We start from the raw sequence: 15,362 nt of genomic DNA, 5'->3' as shown, positions 1-15,362 counted from the left end.
TTATGGCGCAGGCGGCGTGGCCGGTTGCGAAGGCGGCGGCTCGGCGGGGCGGTCGCGCCCGAACAGGCGCCGCCAGAAACCGCCTTCGCGCTGCCCCTGCCCCTGCTCCTGGCCGGGCTGCGCCTGGCCTTCGCCGCCGCCCGCGGGGTCGTAGTATGCCGGCGCGCAGGGCAGGTACCCCGGCGCGGTGCCGGCCACGAACGGCAGGCGCCGCGCGCCGGGGCAGTCGGCGTCAGTGATCGCGCTGCCCTGCGGATGCACCCACTGCCAGTCCAGGCCCTTGCCCGCCACGCGCAGCGGCGAACTCGGCAGGCGCGAGAACAGCCCCGACCACACCCGCATCGCGCCGGTGGCGCCGTACAGGCCGGTCTGCGCATTCTGGTCGTTGCCCATCCACACCACGGCCAGGTGGTCGCCGGTGTAGCCGGCGAACCAGCTGTCGCGACCATCGTTGCTGGTGCCGGTCTTGCCGGCCGGCTGCAGGCGACCGAGGCCGTCGGACAGCAGGCGCCGGCCGGTGCCTTCGCTGACCGCGTGCTGCAGGGCCACGGTGACCAGGTTGGCGGCGATCGAATCGCCTTCCTGCGCCGGTGCCGGCGCGGTGTCGTAGCGCTTGAGCAGCCTGCCTTCGGGATCGAGCACGCCGCGCACCGCGCGCAGCGGCTGGACCTGCCCGCCGGAGGCCAGGAACTGGTACAGCTGCGCCATGCCGTACGGGCTCTGGTCGGTGGAGCCGAGGATCAGCGCCGGGTTCGGCTCGGCCTTGAGCCCGGCCAGCACGCGGATCAGCTGGGCGACGCGCTCCGGGCCGACCTGCATGCCGATCCGCACCGTGGCCTGGTTGTAGGAATGGGCCAGCGCGTCGACCACGCGCACGGTGCCGTGGCTGGTTCGGTCGGAGTTGTCCGGCGACCAGGTGCGGCCGCGCGACAGCTGCACGGTCACCGGGGTGTCCTCGACCCAGCTGGCCAGCGACCAGCGCTGCGGCTGCGCCAGCGCCAGCAGGTAGACGTAGGGCTTGAGCAGCGAACCGACCGGGCGCCTGGCCTCGACCGCGCGGTTGAAACCGTGGTCGGCCACGTCGCGGCCGCCGACCACCGCCAGCACGTCGCCACCGTGCACGTCGGTGACCACCACGCCGGCCTGCAGCGGCGGACGCTTGCCGGTCTGCAGCGCCTCGATGGCGCGCACGACGGCGCCTTCGGCATAGGCCTGCGCGGACGGCGACATCCCGGTGAGCACGGTCAGGCCGGCGCCCTGCAGCGCGCTTTCCGGGTAGTCGTTGGCCAGCTGGCGGCGGACCAGGTCGATGTAGGCCGGGAAGCGGTTGGCCGCGGCCACGCCGGGATTCGCGGTCACCCCCAGGGGGGCCTTGCGCGCGCGTTCGTACTCGGCGTCGTCGATCAGGCCGGTGGCGTGGACCATCGACAGGGCGACGTTGCGCCGTTCCAGCGCGCGCTCCGGGTGCTTGCGCGGGTCGTAGTAGGACGGGCCCTTGACCAGGCCCAGCAGCAGCGCCACCTGCTCGGTGCTCAGCTCGCCCAGGTCGCGTCCGAACCAGAACTCGGCGCCGGAGGCGACGCCGTGGATGGCCTGGTTGCCGCGCTGGCCCAGGTAGACCTGGTTGAGGTAGGTCTCCAGGATCGTACGCTTGTCGTAGCGCGCCTCCAGGATCAGCGCGTACAGGATCTCGTTGAACTTGCGGGTCCAGGTCTGTTCCTTGCCGATGCCCAGCAGGCCGCTGCGGGCCAGCTGCTGGGTCAGGGTGCTGGCGCCCTGGCGCTTCTCGCCTGCGAGCAGGTTGACCCAGGCCGCGCGCGCCATGCCCGACAGGTCCACGCCATGGTGGTGGGCGAAGTCGCGGTCCTCGACCGCCTGCAGGCCGGTCACCAGCAGTTCCGGCACCTCCTCGATGCGGACCAGGCGCCGCTCTTCCTGGCGCTGGCCGTAAAGGGTGGCGATGCGCGCCGGGTCGAGCCGGGCCGCCTTCAGCGACTTGCGGGTAGCCGCGTCGCGCAGCGCGCTGACCCGCCCGCCGGACAGGGTGACCTCGATCCGCCGCGCCGGCACCACGCCGTCGACGTCGGTGTAGCCGCGGCTGGCGATGGTGAAGCGGCCGCCGTCGGCGTGGTAGCTGCCGGGACGCTCGCCGGCCTCGTCCTCCTGGTAGCCCGCCGCGGCCAGCTCGGTCTTCAGCGTGCCCGCGTCCATCGCCAGCTGCGGCTTGAGCTCGAGCGGGCGGGCATAGACGCGCGTGGGAATCTGCCACTGCAGGGCGGCGAAGCGCTCGCTGACCTGGTGGTTCAGGTACAGGACGTAGGGGATCAGGAAGCCGGCGGCCAGCGCCGCAGCGGCGAGGACCGCGGTCAGCAGGTGGCGACGCCAGGCCGGCGCGGGCGCGTCGGGGGAGTCCTCGAAATCGTCGATGTCTTCCGGCTCGTGGCGTCGGGGCACGGGGATGCGAGAATGCTGCAGTCGGCCGAGTCTAGCGCACGCACCCGTCCGTGCCGCGCCTCCGCCGCCCCCCCCCTTCAGTCGGAGTTGCGAAGCGGAATGCCGTCCACGCCACGGTCCCCCGACCGGCTCGCCGTCCCCCGTTACTGGCTGGCCCACCTGCGCGGCCTGCTGCGCCGCGGCCTGTCGAGCCTGCGCAGCCGCGGCTGGCGCGCCACCTGGCAGCGCCTGCTGGTCCACCTGCGCCCGCCCCCGCCGCCGCCGCGAACCCCGCTGTACCTGCCGGAACCGGCGCCGTTCGCCCCGTTCGCGGTGCCGGCCCCGGCCGCCGGCACGACGCCGCGGGCCAGCATCGTCATCCCTGTCTACAACCACTGCGAGGCCACCCTCGCCTGCCTGCGCGCCCTCGCCGCGCATCCGCCGGCCGCCGCCTGCGAGGTGATCGTGGTCGACGACGGCAGCAGCGACGACACCGCCACGTGGATGTCCCAGGTCGAAGGCCTGCGCTACCACCCGCGCGCATCGAATGGCGGTTTCATCGCCGCCTGCAATGACGGTGCCTCGCTGGCGCGCGGCGAATACCTGGTGTTCCTCAACAACGACACCCTCCCGCAGCCGGGCTGGCTGGACGCGCTGCTGGCGACCTTCGCGCATCCGCGCACCGGCATGGCGGTGGCGCAGCTGCTGTACCCGGACGGGCGCCTGCAGGAAGCCGGCGGCGTGGTGTTCGCCGACGGCAGCGCGTGGAGCTACGGCCGCTTCGAATCGGCCGACGACCCGCGCTACGCCTACCTGCGCGACTGCGACTACGGCTCCGGCGCGGCGCTGGCGCTGCCGCGGGCGCTGTTCGTGCGCGCCGGCGGCTTCGACACGCGATACGCGCCGGCCTATTACGAGGACACCGACCTGGCCTTCGCCGTGCGCGCGCTCGGGCATGCGGTGCGCTACCAGCCGGCCGCGCGCGTGGTCCACGACGAAGGCACCACCGCCGGCACCGACACCGGCAGCGGGGTGAAGGCCTACCAGGTGCGCAACCGCGGCGTGTTCGCCGCCAGGTGGGCCGAGGCGCTGCAGGCGCATCCGCCGCCGGGCAGCGTGCCCGGCCCGGCCCTGCTGCACGCGCGGCAGCGGCGCGTGCTGGTGGTCGACGAGGGCGTGCCGCATCCGGACCGCGACTCGGCTTCGCTGCGCCAGTTCAACCTGCTGCGCATGCTGCGCGACGCCGGCGCGCACGTCGCCTTCCTCCCCACCGGCCTGGCCCACGAAGGCGCGGCCACCGTCGCGTTGCAGCAGCTAGGCGTGGAGACCTGGTACGCGCCATTCGCCGGCAGCGCGGCGAGCTGGCTGCGCGCCAACGCTTCGCGCTTCGACGTCATCGTGGTGACCCGCCACCACCTCGCCTCGGCCCTGCTGCCATTGCTGCGCAGGCACGCGCCAGGCGCGCGGCTGGTGTTCGACACCATCGACCTGCATTACGTGCGCGAACGCCGCGGCGCGCAGCTGGCCGGCGACGCGACGGCGCTGCGCACGGCCGATGCCACGCGCGCGTCGGAACTGGCGGCGATGGCGATGGCGGACCTCACCCTGGTGGTCAGCGACGAGGAGCGCACGCAGCTGGCGGTCGACGCGCCGGGCGTGCGCGTGGAAGTGCTGTCCAACCTGCACGAGGTCGCCGGCCCCGGTGCGCCCTTCGAGTCGCGCCGCGACCTGGTTTTCGTCGGCGGCTTCCGCCATCCGCCGAACGTGGACGCGGTGCTGTGGTTCGGGCGCGAGGTGTTCCCCCGCATCCGCCTGCGCCTGCCGGACGTGCGCTTCCACTGCATCGGCGCGGGCCCGACCGCGGAAATCCGCGCCCTGGCGGACATCCCGGGGATCGAGGTGCACGGCCACGTGCCGGACCTCGATCCGTACATGGACCAGGTGCGGATCGCGGTGGCGCCGCTGCGCTTCGGCGCCGGGGTGAAGGGCAAGGTCAACCTGAGCATGGCGCACGGGCAGCCCGTCGTCGCCACCTCGTGCGCGGTGGAAGGCATGCACCTGCACGACGGCGTGGACGTGGCCGTCGCCGATACGCCGGAAGACTTCGCCGAGGCGGTGGTGTCGCTGTACGGCGACCGCGAGCGCTGGGAACGCCAGGCCGCCGCGGGCCTGGACAACGTGGCCCGGCACTTCTCGCTGGACGCGGCGCGGGCCACGGTGCAGCGGGTGTTCTTCGCAGGTTGAGGCCGCGCAGGCTACAGCGGCGTCGCCTGCTGCGCCTGGTCCATCCGCGCGTCGAATTCGGCCAGCCCCGGCGTGGCCGGGTCCAGCCCGCGCGCCGAGGACAGCGCGCGCGCGGCCACGTCGACCTCGCCTGCACGCAGGCGCTCCTCGCCCACCGCCAGCCAGCGCTGGGCCAGGCGCTGGCGTTCCGTGGCCAGGGCCGGATCCGACGGCGCCAGCGCCTGCCAGGCATCCAGGCAGCGCTGCCCCAGGCGCAGGCGGTTGTCGCGCAACGCGGCATCGACGCATTGCGCCGCCGCCCGGCGCATCCGCTTCGCCGCGGCGCGCACGTCCGGATCGGCCGGCGCCAGCGCCTGCGCGGCATGCAGGTGGTCGTAGGCGCTGGCGCCGGGCGGATCGGTCCAGTCGCCGCGCTCCAGCGCCGCATCGAAGGCCCCAGCGAACGGCGCACCGCGCCGCGCGTGGCGGGCGCCGAGCCCTGCCCCGGCGGCATCCGCGAACGTGCCTGCCGCGCCTGTTCGACCGCGCGCGGCGGCCTCGACCGCGGCGTTCTCCGGGGCCAGCGCGCGGGCCTGGCCGAGCAGGCTGGCGGCCGCCTCGAAGCGGAACCCGGCCGCCTCGCGCCGGGCCTGCGCCGCCAGCGCCACCGCGGTATCGCGCGCGCCGTCCTGCACCACCGGGTTCTCGGGCGCCAGCGGCTGCAACCGCAGGAAGACACCCGCGGCCTGTTCCAGGCGTCCGCGGCGCAGCGCCTCGCCGGCGGCGCGGACCTGCGCGGCCAGCGCCTGGGCATAGGCGTCCTGCAGGTCCGGCAAGGCGATGTAGCCGGGGTCGTAACGCCGCGCCAGCGCCAGCCGTTGCGCGGCGCCGGCCAGGTCGCCGTCGCGCAGCGCCGCGCGCACCGGCTGCAGCAGCAGGGCCAGGGCATCCTCGCGGCCTTCCAGGGCCATGCCGTCGTCGGGCTGCAGCTCCAGCCAGCGCGCGTACAGCGGCAACGCCGCTTCGACGTCGCCGGCGGCCAGCGCGGCGCCGGCGCGCTGGCGCAGCGCGTCCAGGTCGGTGGCGGCGGCCTCGGCCCGGTGCAGCCAGGCGGCCACCGGCTCGACCTGGTTGCGCGGCAGCTGCAGCTCGCGGGCCAGTGCGACCCAGCGCCGCGCCTCGTCCAGATTCCCGGCACGGATCGCGGCGTTGGCGCGCAGCAGGGCGGCACCCCCGACCCGCAGCAGGCCGTCGCGGGCCTCGCCGCGGTCGTTGTCCAGGGCCAGCGCGGCCTCGAACTTCTGCCGCGCGCCGGGACGCTCCTCGGGGCCGTCCAGCCAGCCGGCGGCGAGCGCCGCGTCGGCTTCGGCCAGCAGCCGGTCCAGCCGCGCCTGCGGCCAGAGGCGTTCGGCCAGGGGCTGTCGCACGACGAACAGCAGCGCCGCGCACACCACCAGCGCGCCGAGCAGGCCCTGCCAGTGCCGCCGCCAGGCGGCAGCCATCGCCGGGAATCCGCGCGGGCCTTCGCGTAACCGCATGTGCGCCATCGGGAGGCTGGCCATGGGCGGAGCCTGCTCCCGGCCCTGTGCAGGCGCCGTCAGCCGGCGGTCACGGAAACGCGAACGGCCCGCGCGAGGCGGGCCGTCCGGGGAAGCAGGCAGCGCGGTGGCGCGGCGTCAGTCGTCGCCCTTGGACATGTCCTCGTCGGCGACCACCTCGGCGGCGGCCCACTCCAGCGCCTCGCGCTCGGCACGCTCGCGCTCGGCCTTCTCGACCTCGTCGATCAGGGCGTTGTCGATGGTGCGGGCAGCGATCTCGCGCAGCGCCAGCACGGTCGGCTTGTCGTCGCTCTCGCTGTTGTCCAGGGTGGCCGGCACGCCATTGGCCAGCTGGCGGGCGCGCTTGGCGGCCATCATGACCAGTTCGAAGCGGTTGTTGACCACTTCCAGGCAATCTTCGACGGTGATACGGGCCATAGGGGTTCCAGGCGACTGCGGTCGCCGCTCGTGAAAGGGGGATCGGGCGCGGAGTGTACGCCCTGGCCGGCCGTCCGGGCAAGCCTTCCGGCTGAACGGGCCTTTGCAATCAAACGCTTAGGCCGCAGGCAGGGGCCGAGTCCGCCCTTGCACGGCGGGCTCAGGCCTCCGGCGCCAGCAGCGCCTCGATCAGCGCGGCATGGCGCTGCTGCTGCTGGGCGCAGCGCAGGCGACTGGCGGTGAACACCGCGCAGGCCTCGTCCACCGCGGTTTCGAAGACCTCGTTGACGATCACGTAGTCGAAGTCGCTGTAATGCGACATCTCCTCGCGGGCGGCGGCCAGGCGGCGGGCGATGACTTCCTCGGTGTCCTGGCCGCGGGCGCGCATGCGCTGCTCCAGCGCCTGGCGCGAGGGCGGCAGGATGAACAGGCTGACCGCATCGGGCACCTTCTCCCGCACCTGCAGCGCGCCCTGCCAGTCGATCTCCAGCAGCACGTCGTGGCCGGCGGCCAGCTGCGGCTCCACCGACTGCCGCGCCGTGCCCTTCCAGTCGCCGTGCACGCGGGCGTACTCGAAGAAGTCGCCGGCGTCGATCATGCGCTGGAACTCCTCCTCGGACACGAAGTGGTAGTGCTGCGCATGGCGCTCGCCCGGGCGCGGCCCGCGCGAGGTGAACGAGATCGACAGGCGGATCTGCGGGTCGCGGGCCAGCACCGCGTTGACGATGCTCGACTTGCCGGCCCCGGAGGGCGCGGCCACGACGAAGAGGGTGCCGCGCATGGGCGCGGGATCCGGGATCCGGGATTCGGGATTGGTCATCGCAACACTCCCATCCATGCCTGCCCCGGCCGCTGCCTTTGCTCTATCGAATCACGAATCACAAATCACCAATCCCGGCTCTTCCATCCCGGCTCTTCCACGAATCACGAATCACCACCCGGCTCTTACTCGATGTTCTGTACCTGTTCGCGGACCTGGTCGATCAGCACCTTCAGCTCGACCGCGGCGGCCGAGGTGCGCGCGTCCACCGACTTGGAGCCCAGGGTGTTGGCCTCGCGGTTGAATTCCTGCAGCAGGAAGTCGAGGCGGCGGCCGACCGGCTCGCGCTGGGCGAGGATGCGGCGGATCTCGGCGATGTGGCTGCCGAGGCGGTCCAGCTCCTCGTCCACGTCCAGCTTCTGCAGCCACAGCACCAGTTCCTGCTCGGCGCGGCCGGGGTCGACCGGGTGCGGCAGGTCGGCCAGGCGGGCGGCGAGCTTGGCGCGCTGGCCGTCGCGGATCGCCGGGATCAGCTCGCGCACCTGCGCGGCGATGCGCTCGATGCCGTCGACGCGTTCGACGATGGCGGCGGCCAGCTTGGCGCCCTCGCGCTCGCGCGCGGCAACGAAGCCGTCGAGCACCTCGTCCAGCAGCGACAGCGCTTCGGCCTGCAGGGCTTCGCTGTCGGCGGCCTGCACCTGCATCACCCCGGGCACCTGCAGCAGCTGGGTGAATTCGACCCGCAGGCCGGGGAACTGGCCGTCGAGCTTCGTCGCCAGCTCGCCGAGCTGGCCGAGCAGCGCTTCGTTCACCACCAGCGAGGCGGTCGACTCCGGCGCGCGCAGGCGCAGGGCCAGGTCGAGCTTGCCGCGCTGGACGCGTGCGGCGACCCGCTCGCGCAGCAGCGGTTCCAGCGCGCGCAGCTCGTCGGACAGGCGCAGGCCGGTCTCGAGGAAGCGGTGGTTGACCGAGCGCAGCTCGCAGGCCAGCACGCCCCAGGGAGTAGCGCGTTCGCCGCTGGCGAAGGCGGTCATGCTGCGGATCATGCGGGGTCCTTGTGTCACGGGGCGCAGGCGCGCGGGCGCTGCGGCAAGGCGCGAATGGTAATCTAGCCGGCCCGCCACGGCACCCCGGGCCGCCTGCCCGCGACCGCCCGCGCGCCCGTTGCGCCCCCCCGTACTTCCCGACCGGAACCCCCGAATGACCGTAGTCCGTCCCAGTGGCCGCGCGCCCGACCAGCTGCGCGAAGTGCGCATCCAGCGCGGCTTCACCCGCCACGCCGAAGGCTCGGTGCTGGTGAGCTTCGGCGATACCCGCGTGCTGTGCACCGCCAGCGTCGACAACAAGGTGCCGGCGTTCCTGCGTGGCAAGGGCGAGGGCTGGGTGACCGCCGAGTACGGCATGCTGCCGCGCTCCACCCATACCCGCTCCGACCGCGAGGCCTCGCGCGGCAAGCAGGGCGGCCGCACCTTGGAGATCCAGCGCCTGATCGGCCGCACCCTGCGCGCCTGCGTCGACCGCGGCGCCCTCGGCGAGCGCACCATCACCCTCGACTGCGACGTGCTTCAGGCCGACGGCGGCACCCGCACCGCGGCGATCACCGGCGCCTACGTGGCCCTGGTCGACGCGGTGCGCTGGCTGCAGGGCCGTGGCGAGATCAAGCGCGACCCGGTGTTCGGCGCGGTCGCCGCGGTCTCGGTCGGCGTGTACAAGGGCGTGCCGGTGCTGGACCTGGACTACGCCGAGGACAGCGACTGCGACACCGACATGAACGTGGTGATGAACGACGGCGGCGGCTTCATCGAGCTGCAGGGCACGGCCGAGGGCCATGCCTTCCGCCGCGACGAACTGGATGCGCTGCTGGCCCTGGCCGAAACCGGCATCGGCCAGCTGCTGGAGCTGCAGCGCCAGGCGCTGGCCGGCTGAGGCGGGAACAGGCAATGAAACTGGTATTGGCCTCCTCCAATCGCGGCAAGCTCGACGAACTGCGCCACCTGCTGGCCGGCAGCGGCATCGAGCTGGTCGCGCAGCCGGAGCTGGGCGTCGAGGACGCCGAGGAAACCGGGCTGACCTTCATCGAGAACGCGCTGATCAAGGCCCGCCACGCCAGCCGCGTCACCGGCCTGCCGGCGCTGGCTGACGATTCCGGCCTGTGCGTGGACGCGCTCGGCGGCGCGCCGGGCCTGTACTCGGCGCGCTACGCCGGCGAACCGGTCGATCCGCAGCGCAACATCGACAAGCTGCTGGCCGAACTCGACGGCGTGGAAGACGACCATCGCGGCGCCCACTTCCAGTGCGTGCTGGTGGTGCTGCGCCATGCCGAAGACCCGCAGCCGCTGCTGGTGGAAGGCCAGTGGCGCGGCCGCATCACCCGTGAGCGCCGCGGCGAAGGCGGCCATGGCTACGATCCGGTGTTCCTCGACCCGGAGCACGGGCAGACCGCGGCGGAAATGCCGATGGCGCTGAAGAACCGCATCAGCCACCGCGGCAAGGCGCTGGAACAGCTGCGCGCGCGCCTGCCCGAAGTACTCGGCTGAGCGCCCGGCGCGACCCAACCATGCCCGACCTGATCCCGCCGCCGCTGTCGCTGTACGTGCACCTGCCCTGGTGCGTGCGCAAATGCCCGTACTGCGACTTCAACTCGCACGGCGCCAAGGGCGAACTGCCGTTCGACGACTACGTCGCCGCGCTGGTGCGCGACCTCGAGCACGACCTGCCGCTGGTCTGGGGCCGCACCGTGCACAGCGTGTTCTTCGGCGGCGGCACGCCCAGCCTGTTCCCCGCCTCCGCGATCGAAGCCATCCTCTCGGCCGCCTCGGCGCGGCTGCGCTTCGCGCCCGATGCGGAGATCACCCTCGAGGCCAACCCCGGCACCGCCGAACACGACCGCTTCGAGGGCTACCGCGCCGCCGGCGTGAACCGGATCAGCTTCGGCATCCAGAGCTTCGACGACGGCTGCCTGCAGCGCCTGGGCCGGATCCACGACAGCGCCGAGGCCGATGCGGCGGTGAAGCTGGCCCAGGACGCCGGCTTCGACAACCTCAACCTGGACCTGATGTACGCCCTGCCCGGCCAGGACCTGGCCATGGCCGAGCGCGACCTGGAACGCGCCTTCGCCCTGCAGCCGGCGCACATCAGCCACTACCAGCTGACTCTGGAACCGAACACGGTGTTCTACGCCCGGCCGCCGCAGGGCATCCCGGACGACGACCTCGCCTGGGACATCCAGGAACGTTGCCAGGCCCTGCTGGCCGACGCCGGCTACGGCCACTACGAGACCAGCGCCTACGCCCGCCCGGGCCGGCAGTGCGCGCACAACCTCAACTACTGGCGTTACGGCGACTATCTGGGGATCGGCGCCGGCGCCCACGGCAAGATTACCCTGGGCGCCGAACAGGCGATCCTGCGCCGCTGGAAGCACAAGCACCCGGCCACCTGGATGGCCGCCGCCGGCAGCGACCAGGCGATCGGTGGCGACGACCGCATCGCCCCGGAGCAGCGCCCGTTCGAATACATGCTCAACGCCCTGCGCCTGCACGAGGGCTTCGACCTGGCCGATTTCGAGGTACGGACCGGGCTGTCCCGGGACAGCATCGCGCCGGCGCTGGAAACGGCCCGGCAACGGGAATGGCTGTCGGTTTCGGCCACGCGGGTCGCGCCGACCGTCCTGGGGCGCCGCTTCGCCAACGACGTCATCGGCCTGTTCCTCTGACCCGTCGCCCCGCTTGCTCCGTTCGGTGGCCGCACCGGGGCAAACGTGCTAAATACCGCGCCACAGGGGGTACCACGGATGCCTGCGACTGATCGGCCTGTTTCCAACGCCGGGGCGCGCCTGCGAACGCTCGCGGGTGCACCGCTGCCGCCGCGCGTCCGCCACGTCCTGGAGGCGGTGAACACCCACGCCGGGCAGGCGCTGACCACCTCGCTCAACCTGGCCCTCGCCGAGTTCGAACGGCAGCTGTTCAAGCAGGCCGACCGCGCGCGCAGCAGCCAGGACCAGTCCGAGCACTTCGCCGAACTGCAGCACCTGCGCAAGCACCGCGCCGACCTGGTGCCGCGCTTCCTCGCCGGCCTGGAGGCGGAACTGGCCTGCCTGCGCGATCCGCAGGAACCGGCCGCCCCGCCGGCAACCGCGCCGCCGCTGCAGTTCCAGCACCTGACCCTGGTCGAGGACACCGACCTCGACCGCGACATCGTCCTCAACGAGATCGCGCGCCGCGAGGCGCAGCGCGGCGGCACCCCGCTGCTGCTGCTCGGCCAGCGCTTCGCCGTGCTCGCGGCGCGCCCGGCCTACGATCCGGAAACCCTGCCGATCGGTCCGCATGCGCTGTGCCGGATCCTGCGCGAGTCCGGCGAGGCGCTGGAACTGAGCCTGGATTCGCAGCTGCTGCTGTACCGGGTGTTCGAACGCCAGGTGATGGAGCGCTACGGCGAACTGGTCGAGCGGCTCAACGTGCTGCTGGCCCACGAGGACATCCTCCCCGGGCTGGCCTACATGCCCTACCGCCCGCGCACCCCGGGCGCCAGCCGCGTGCCGCCACCCGGCACCGGCACGCCGGGCCAGCGCCCGCTGACCGGCTGGCACGGGCAGGCGGCGCCTTCGGCCTGGAGCGGCGCGCTGATGGCCGGGCTGGGCGCGCGCCACGGCGCCGATGCCGGCGAAGCCGGAACCGGCGGGGGCGCGGGNGCGGGAGCCGCTGGGGCGGCCGCCGCCGGCGCAGCGCAGGGCGCAGCGGGCGCCCACGACGGCGCCACGGTCACGGCCGAACTGCCCGAGACGCTGTTCGCCGCGCTGCAGGAGCTGCTCAACGAGCGCCGCGCCGCCAGCGGCCAGGCGCCCGTGGCGCCGGCCGGCAACATCCTGCCGGTGGACGCGGTGGTCAACACCCTCGGCGCGATGCAGGCGGCGCCGCCGCCGAAGCGCGCGCCGGGCCGGCCGCGCCGCACGCTCGACGACCTGCGCCAGGCGATGCTGGCGCGGGCCCGCGAACAGCACGGCCCGCAGGCCGGGCTGTCGCAGGAGCACAACGACACCTTCGACCTGCTGGGCATGCTGTACCGCGAGATCGGCCGCGAGGTGCACGAGGATGCGCCGGCGCAGGACCTGCTCGAACGCCTGCAGGTCCCGGTGATGCGCGCGGCGGTGCAGGACCGCAGCTTCTTCGTCCGCGACCAGCACCCGGCGCGCGAACTGCTCAACTCGGTGGCCGAATCCGGCGCCACCTGGCTGGCGGACGACGACAACGACCCGCAACTGGTCCTGCAGCTGGAGCAGGCGGTCGACCGCGTGGTCGAGGAATACGACGGCGACGAGGCCGTATTCGAGCGCGCCAACCGCGAGGTGCAGGAGCACTACCGCTCGCAGGCGCGCAAGGCCGAGATCGCCGAGCGCCGCCAGGTCGAGGCCGCGCGCGGCCGCGACCGCCTGGAGACGGCCAAGCGCGCCGCCTCGGTGGCGATCGCCACCCGCCTGGAAGGGCGCAATCCGCCGCAGTTCGTGCGCGCCCTGATCAACCAGGCCTGGGCCGACGTGCTGACCCTGACCGCGCTGCGCCACGGCGAGGACTCGCCGGAGTGGCGCGAGCGCGACGCGGCGACCGAGCGCATCCTGGAGGTGACCTGCACGCCCGACGCGCCGCTGGATCCGGAGCTGGCGGGCCAGATCGATACCGCGCTGCGCCAGGTCGGCTACCACGAGGACGAGGCCAGCGCGATCGCGCGCCGCCTTGCCCGCAGCGACGAGGACGAGAGCACCTCGCGCACCGAACTGACCGCCCGGCTCAAGGCGCGCGCGCGCCTGGGCGAAGGCGCGGCCGGCGAGGCGAAGAAGCCGAAGCTGCCGCCGCGCACCACCGAGGAGCAGTCCTGCTACGAGTACCTGCGCACGCTGCCGTTCGGCACCTGGTTCGAGTTCGTGCACAACCAGCAGGGCCACGTACACCGCGAACGCCTGTCCTGGTACAGCCCGGTCAGCGACAACGCGCTGTTCGTGAACGCGCGCGGCCACAGGGTCGGCGAGCACTCGATGGACTCGCTGGCGCGGCTGATGGCCCGCGGCCAGGCGCGGGTGGTCACCGAGGACCGCGGGCGCCTGATCGACCGCGCCTGGCAGGCCACCCTGCGCGCGCTGCGCGGCCTGGCCGGGATCGGCAACGACACCACCGTGGGGGCCCGCGCATGATCCACGACACCCGCCGCGCGCCGCGCCGCCACGTCACCACGGTGGTGCCGGTGATCGACACCATGACCGACCAGGTCGTCGGCCAGCTGGGCAACCTCTCCGAAACCGGCATGCTGCTGATCGCCTCGGCGCCGCTGGTCGAGGACGCGCTGTACCAGCTGCGCTTCCACCTAGGCGGCCGGCCGCAGCCGCTCAACGTCGGCGTGCACCTGCTGTGGAAGGTCGACGCCAACACCCCGGGGCAGAGCTGGTGCGGCTTCCGCTTCCTGACCATCGCCGACGAGCAGCGCCGCCACATCCGCGAGTGGGTGCGCGCCGGCGACGAGGCCACGGTGCGCTGAACCGGCACGCGGGGCGCGATGTGCCCCGCCCCGCCTGCGCCGCAGACCGGCGCGACGCCATGACCGCCGGCCCGTCCCGGTACAGGCCGGATGGGGCACACTTGCCCCTTTCCGCACCTGCATGCCGCCATGGACGCCGCCAATCCCGCCCAGCTCTACCCCCAACACCTGGCCGTGCTGAAGGCCCGCGCCGACGAGGCGCTGGCGCGCAGCGGCCATGACCACCTGCTGGTTCCCAGCGGCCGCCGCCACTACCAGCTGTTCGACGACCGCGACTATCCGTTCGCGGTGAACCCGCACTTCAAGCACTGGCTGCCGCTGACCACGGTCACCGACAGCTGGCTGTTGTACACGCCCGGCCAGCGGCCGAAGGTGATCTACCTGCAGCCGTTCGACTACTGGCACGTGGTGCCGGAGGCGCCGGGCGGCTGGTGGGTCGAGCATTGCGAGGTGCACGTGATCCGCACGCCGGAGGAGGCGCTGCCGCTGCTGCCGCCGGCGGCGCGCTGCGCGATCCTCGGCGAGGCCAACAGCACCCTGGGCGACTACGCGCCGAACAACCCGGCCGCGGCGCTGGACTACCTGCATTACCAGCGCTCGTACAAGACCCCGTACGAGCTGGCGCTGATGCGCCTGGCCCAGCGCCGCGCCGCGCACGCGCACCGTGCCGCCGAGCGCGCCTTCCGCGCCGGCGCCAGCGAGTTCGAGATCCACATGGCCTATTGCGCCGCCGCGCAGCAGGACGCGACCGAGGTCCCGTACCAGAACATCGTCGCGCTCAACACGCACGGCGCGGTGCTGCACTACACCGAGCTGGACCGCGACCCGCCGGCCGAATCGCTCGGCTTCCTGATCGACGCCGGCGCCAGCCATTGCGGCTACGCGGCCGACATCACCCGCACCTACGCGGCCGACCGCGGCAGCGAGTTCCAGGCGATGATCGACGCGGTCGACGCCGCCCAGCAGGGCATGTGCGCGGCGGTGCGCGCCGGCGCCGACTACCGCCAGCTGCACGTGGACGCGCACCTGGCGCTGATGGGCATCCTGCGCGACTTCGGCGTGCTGAAGGTGTCGCCGGAAGCGGCGCTGGCCACCGGCGTCAGCGCGGCGTTCTTCCCGCACGGCCTGGGCCACCCGATCGGCCTGCAGGTGCACGACGTGGCCGGCTTCGCCGCCAGCGACCGCGGCGGCACCATCCCGCGCCCGGAAGGCCATCCCTACCTGCGCATGACCCGCGTGCTGGAGCCGGGCATGGTCGTCACCATCGAGCCGGGCATCTACTTCATCGACATGCTGCTGGACGAGGTGAAGAAGAACGGCCACGGCGACAGCGTCGACTGGGCGCGCGTCGACCACTTCCGCCCGTACGGCGGCATCCGCATCGAGGACGACGTGGCGTGCACCGATGGCGCGCCGGAGAACCTGACCCGGCCGGCCTTCGCCTGAGC

General features: G+C 73.3%; 12 protein-coding genes. 7 read left to right on the top strand and 5 right to left on the bottom strand.

All coding sequences use genetic code 11. The features are described from left to right. On the bottom strand, positions 1-2,454 hold the full coding sequence (gene mrcB / locus M503_RS0104715) for a penicillin-binding protein 1B (protein WP_028919200.1): 2,454 nt from the start codon (positions 2,452-2,454) through the stop codon (positions 1-3). 99 nt (positions 2,455-2,553) lie between these two features. Here mrcB and M503_RS0104710 point away from each other — a divergent pair, with 99 nt between their 5' ends. Further along, on the top strand, positions 2,554-4,677 hold the full coding sequence (locus M503_RS0104710; RefSeq protein ID WP_037060509.1) for a glycosyltransferase: 2,124 nt from the start codon (positions 2,554-2,556) through the stop codon (positions 4,675-4,677). Positions 4,678-4,688: 11 nt separating this feature from the next. Here the strand turns inward: M503_RS0104710 and M503_RS0104705 are convergent, their stop codons facing one another. The 4 genes from M503_RS0104705 to M503_RS0104690 all read right to left on the bottom strand — a co-directional run bounded on the left by M503_RS0104705 (position 4,689) and on the right by M503_RS0104690 (position 8,438). Continuing rightward, on the bottom strand, positions 4,689-6,218 hold the full coding sequence (locus tag M503_RS0104705) for a hypothetical protein (protein WP_155951961.1): 1,530 nt from the start codon (positions 6,216-6,218) through the stop codon (positions 4,689-4,691). Positions 6,219-6,332: 114 nt separating this feature from the next. After that, on the bottom strand, positions 6,333-6,632 hold the full coding sequence (rpoZ, locus tag M503_RS0104700; protein WP_028917175.1) for a DNA-directed RNA polymerase subunit omega: 300 nt from the start codon (positions 6,630-6,632) through the stop codon (positions 6,333-6,335). 160 nt (positions 6,633-6,792) lie between these two features. Beyond that, the gene (gmk, locus tag M503_RS0104695; RefSeq protein ID WP_028919203.1) at positions 6,793-7,413 is read right to left on the bottom strand and encodes a guanylate kinase; all 621 of its coding nucleotides are present in this window, start codon (positions 7,411-7,413) and stop codon (positions 6,793-6,795) included. 164 nt (positions 7,414-7,577) lie between these two features. Next, positions 7,578-8,438 (bottom strand): YicC/YloC family endoribonuclease, encoded by an 861-nt coding sequence (locus M503_RS0104690; protein WP_028919204.1) that lies wholly within the window; start codon positions 8,436-8,438, stop codon positions 7,578-7,580. Positions 8,439-8,592: 154 nt separating this feature from the next. On the opposite strand from M503_RS0104690, the gene rph reads away from it, so the two are divergent. From rph to pepQ, 6 genes are all read left to right on the top strand, one after another. Further along, positions 8,593-9,318 carry a ribonuclease PH gene (gene rph, locus M503_RS0104685; protein ID WP_028919205.1) on the top strand — a complete coding sequence of 242 codons (726 nt, stop codon included), beginning with the start codon at positions 8,593-8,595 and terminating at the stop codon, positions 9,316-9,318. A gap of 14 nt (positions 9,319-9,332) precedes the next feature. Beyond that, positions 9,333-9,929 carry an RdgB/HAM1 family non-canonical purine NTP pyrophosphatase gene (rdgB, locus tag M503_RS0104680; protein ID WP_028919206.1) on the top strand — a complete coding sequence of 199 codons (597 nt, stop codon included), beginning with the start codon at positions 9,333-9,335 and terminating at the stop codon, positions 9,927-9,929. A 20-nt stretch (positions 9,930-9,949) separates the two neighbouring features. Further along, positions 9,950-11,104 carry a radical SAM family heme chaperone HemW gene (hemW, locus tag M503_RS0104675; protein ID WP_028919207.1) on the top strand — a complete coding sequence of 385 codons (1,155 nt, stop codon included), beginning with the start codon at positions 9,950-9,952 and terminating at the stop codon, positions 11,102-11,104. 78 nt (positions 11,105-11,182) lie between these two features. Next, the gene (locus M503_RS15685) at positions 11,183-13,573 is read left to right on the top strand and encodes a DUF1631 domain-containing protein (protein ID WP_051414251.1); all 2,391 of its coding nucleotides are present in this window, start codon (positions 11,183-11,185) and stop codon (positions 13,571-13,573) included. Further along, positions 13,570-13,914 (top strand): PilZ domain-containing protein, encoded by a 345-nt coding sequence (locus M503_RS0104665; RefSeq protein ID WP_028919208.1) that lies wholly within the window; start codon positions 13,570-13,572, stop codon positions 13,912-13,914. The genes M503_RS15685 and M503_RS0104665 overlap by 4 nt, the downstream gene beginning before the upstream one ends. 129 nt (positions 13,915-14,043) lie before the next feature. Next, a complete protein-coding gene (pepQ, locus tag M503_RS0104660; RefSeq protein WP_028919209.1) occupies positions 14,044-15,360 on the top strand; it encodes a Xaa-Pro dipeptidase in 1,317 nt (438 codons plus the stop codon). Positions 15,361-15,362 lie beyond the last annotated feature (2 nt).

This window comes from Pseudoxanthomonas suwonensis J47 (assembly GCF_000513955.1).
Taxonomy (GTDB): domain Bacteria; phylum Pseudomonadota; class Gammaproteobacteria; order Xanthomonadales; family Xanthomonadaceae; genus Pseudoxanthomonas; species Pseudoxanthomonas suwonensis_C.
Note: the sequence above shows the minus strand (reverse complement) of the source record. Positions and strands in the feature narration are given on the sequence as shown.

What these genes read in the sequence shown, in the direction of transcription:
- M503_RS0104710 (WP_037060509.1), top strand. Translation starts at nt 2,554, where the DNA reads ATGCCGTCCACGCCACGGTCCCCCGACCGGCTCGCCGTCCCCCGTTAC.
- M503_RS0104705 (WP_155951961.1), bottom strand. Translation starts at nt 6,218, where the DNA reads ATGGCCAGCCTCCCGATGGCGCACATGCGGTTACGCGAAGGCCCGCGC.
- rpoZ (WP_028917175.1), bottom strand. Translation starts at nt 6,632, where the DNA reads ATGGCCCGTATCACCGTCGAAGATTGCCTGGAAGTGGTCAACAACCGC.
- gmk (WP_028919203.1), bottom strand. Translation starts at nt 7,413, where the DNA reads ATGCGCGGCACCCTCTTCGTCGTGGCCGCGCCCTCCGGGGCCGGCAAG.
- M503_RS0104690 (WP_028919204.1), bottom strand. Translation starts at nt 8,438, where the DNA reads ATGATCCGCAGCATGACCGCCTTCGCCAGCGGCGAACGCGCTACTCCC.
- rph (WP_028919205.1), top strand. Translation starts at nt 8,593, where the DNA reads ATGACCGTAGTCCGTCCCAGTGGCCGCGCGCCCGACCAGCTGCGCGAA.
- rdgB (WP_028919206.1), top strand. Translation starts at nt 9,333, where the DNA reads ATGAAACTGGTATTGGCCTCCTCCAATCGCGGCAAGCTCGACGAACTG.
- hemW (WP_028919207.1), top strand. Translation starts at nt 9,950, where the DNA reads ATGCCCGACCTGATCCCGCCGCCGCTGTCGCTGTACGTGCACCTGCCC.
- M503_RS0104665 (WP_028919208.1), top strand. Translation starts at nt 13,570, where the DNA reads ATGATCCACGACACCCGCCGCGCGCCGCGCCGCCACGTCACCACGGTG.
- pepQ (WP_028919209.1), top strand. Translation starts at nt 14,044, where the DNA reads ATGGACGCCGCCAATCCCGCCCAGCTCTACCCCCAACACCTGGCCGTG.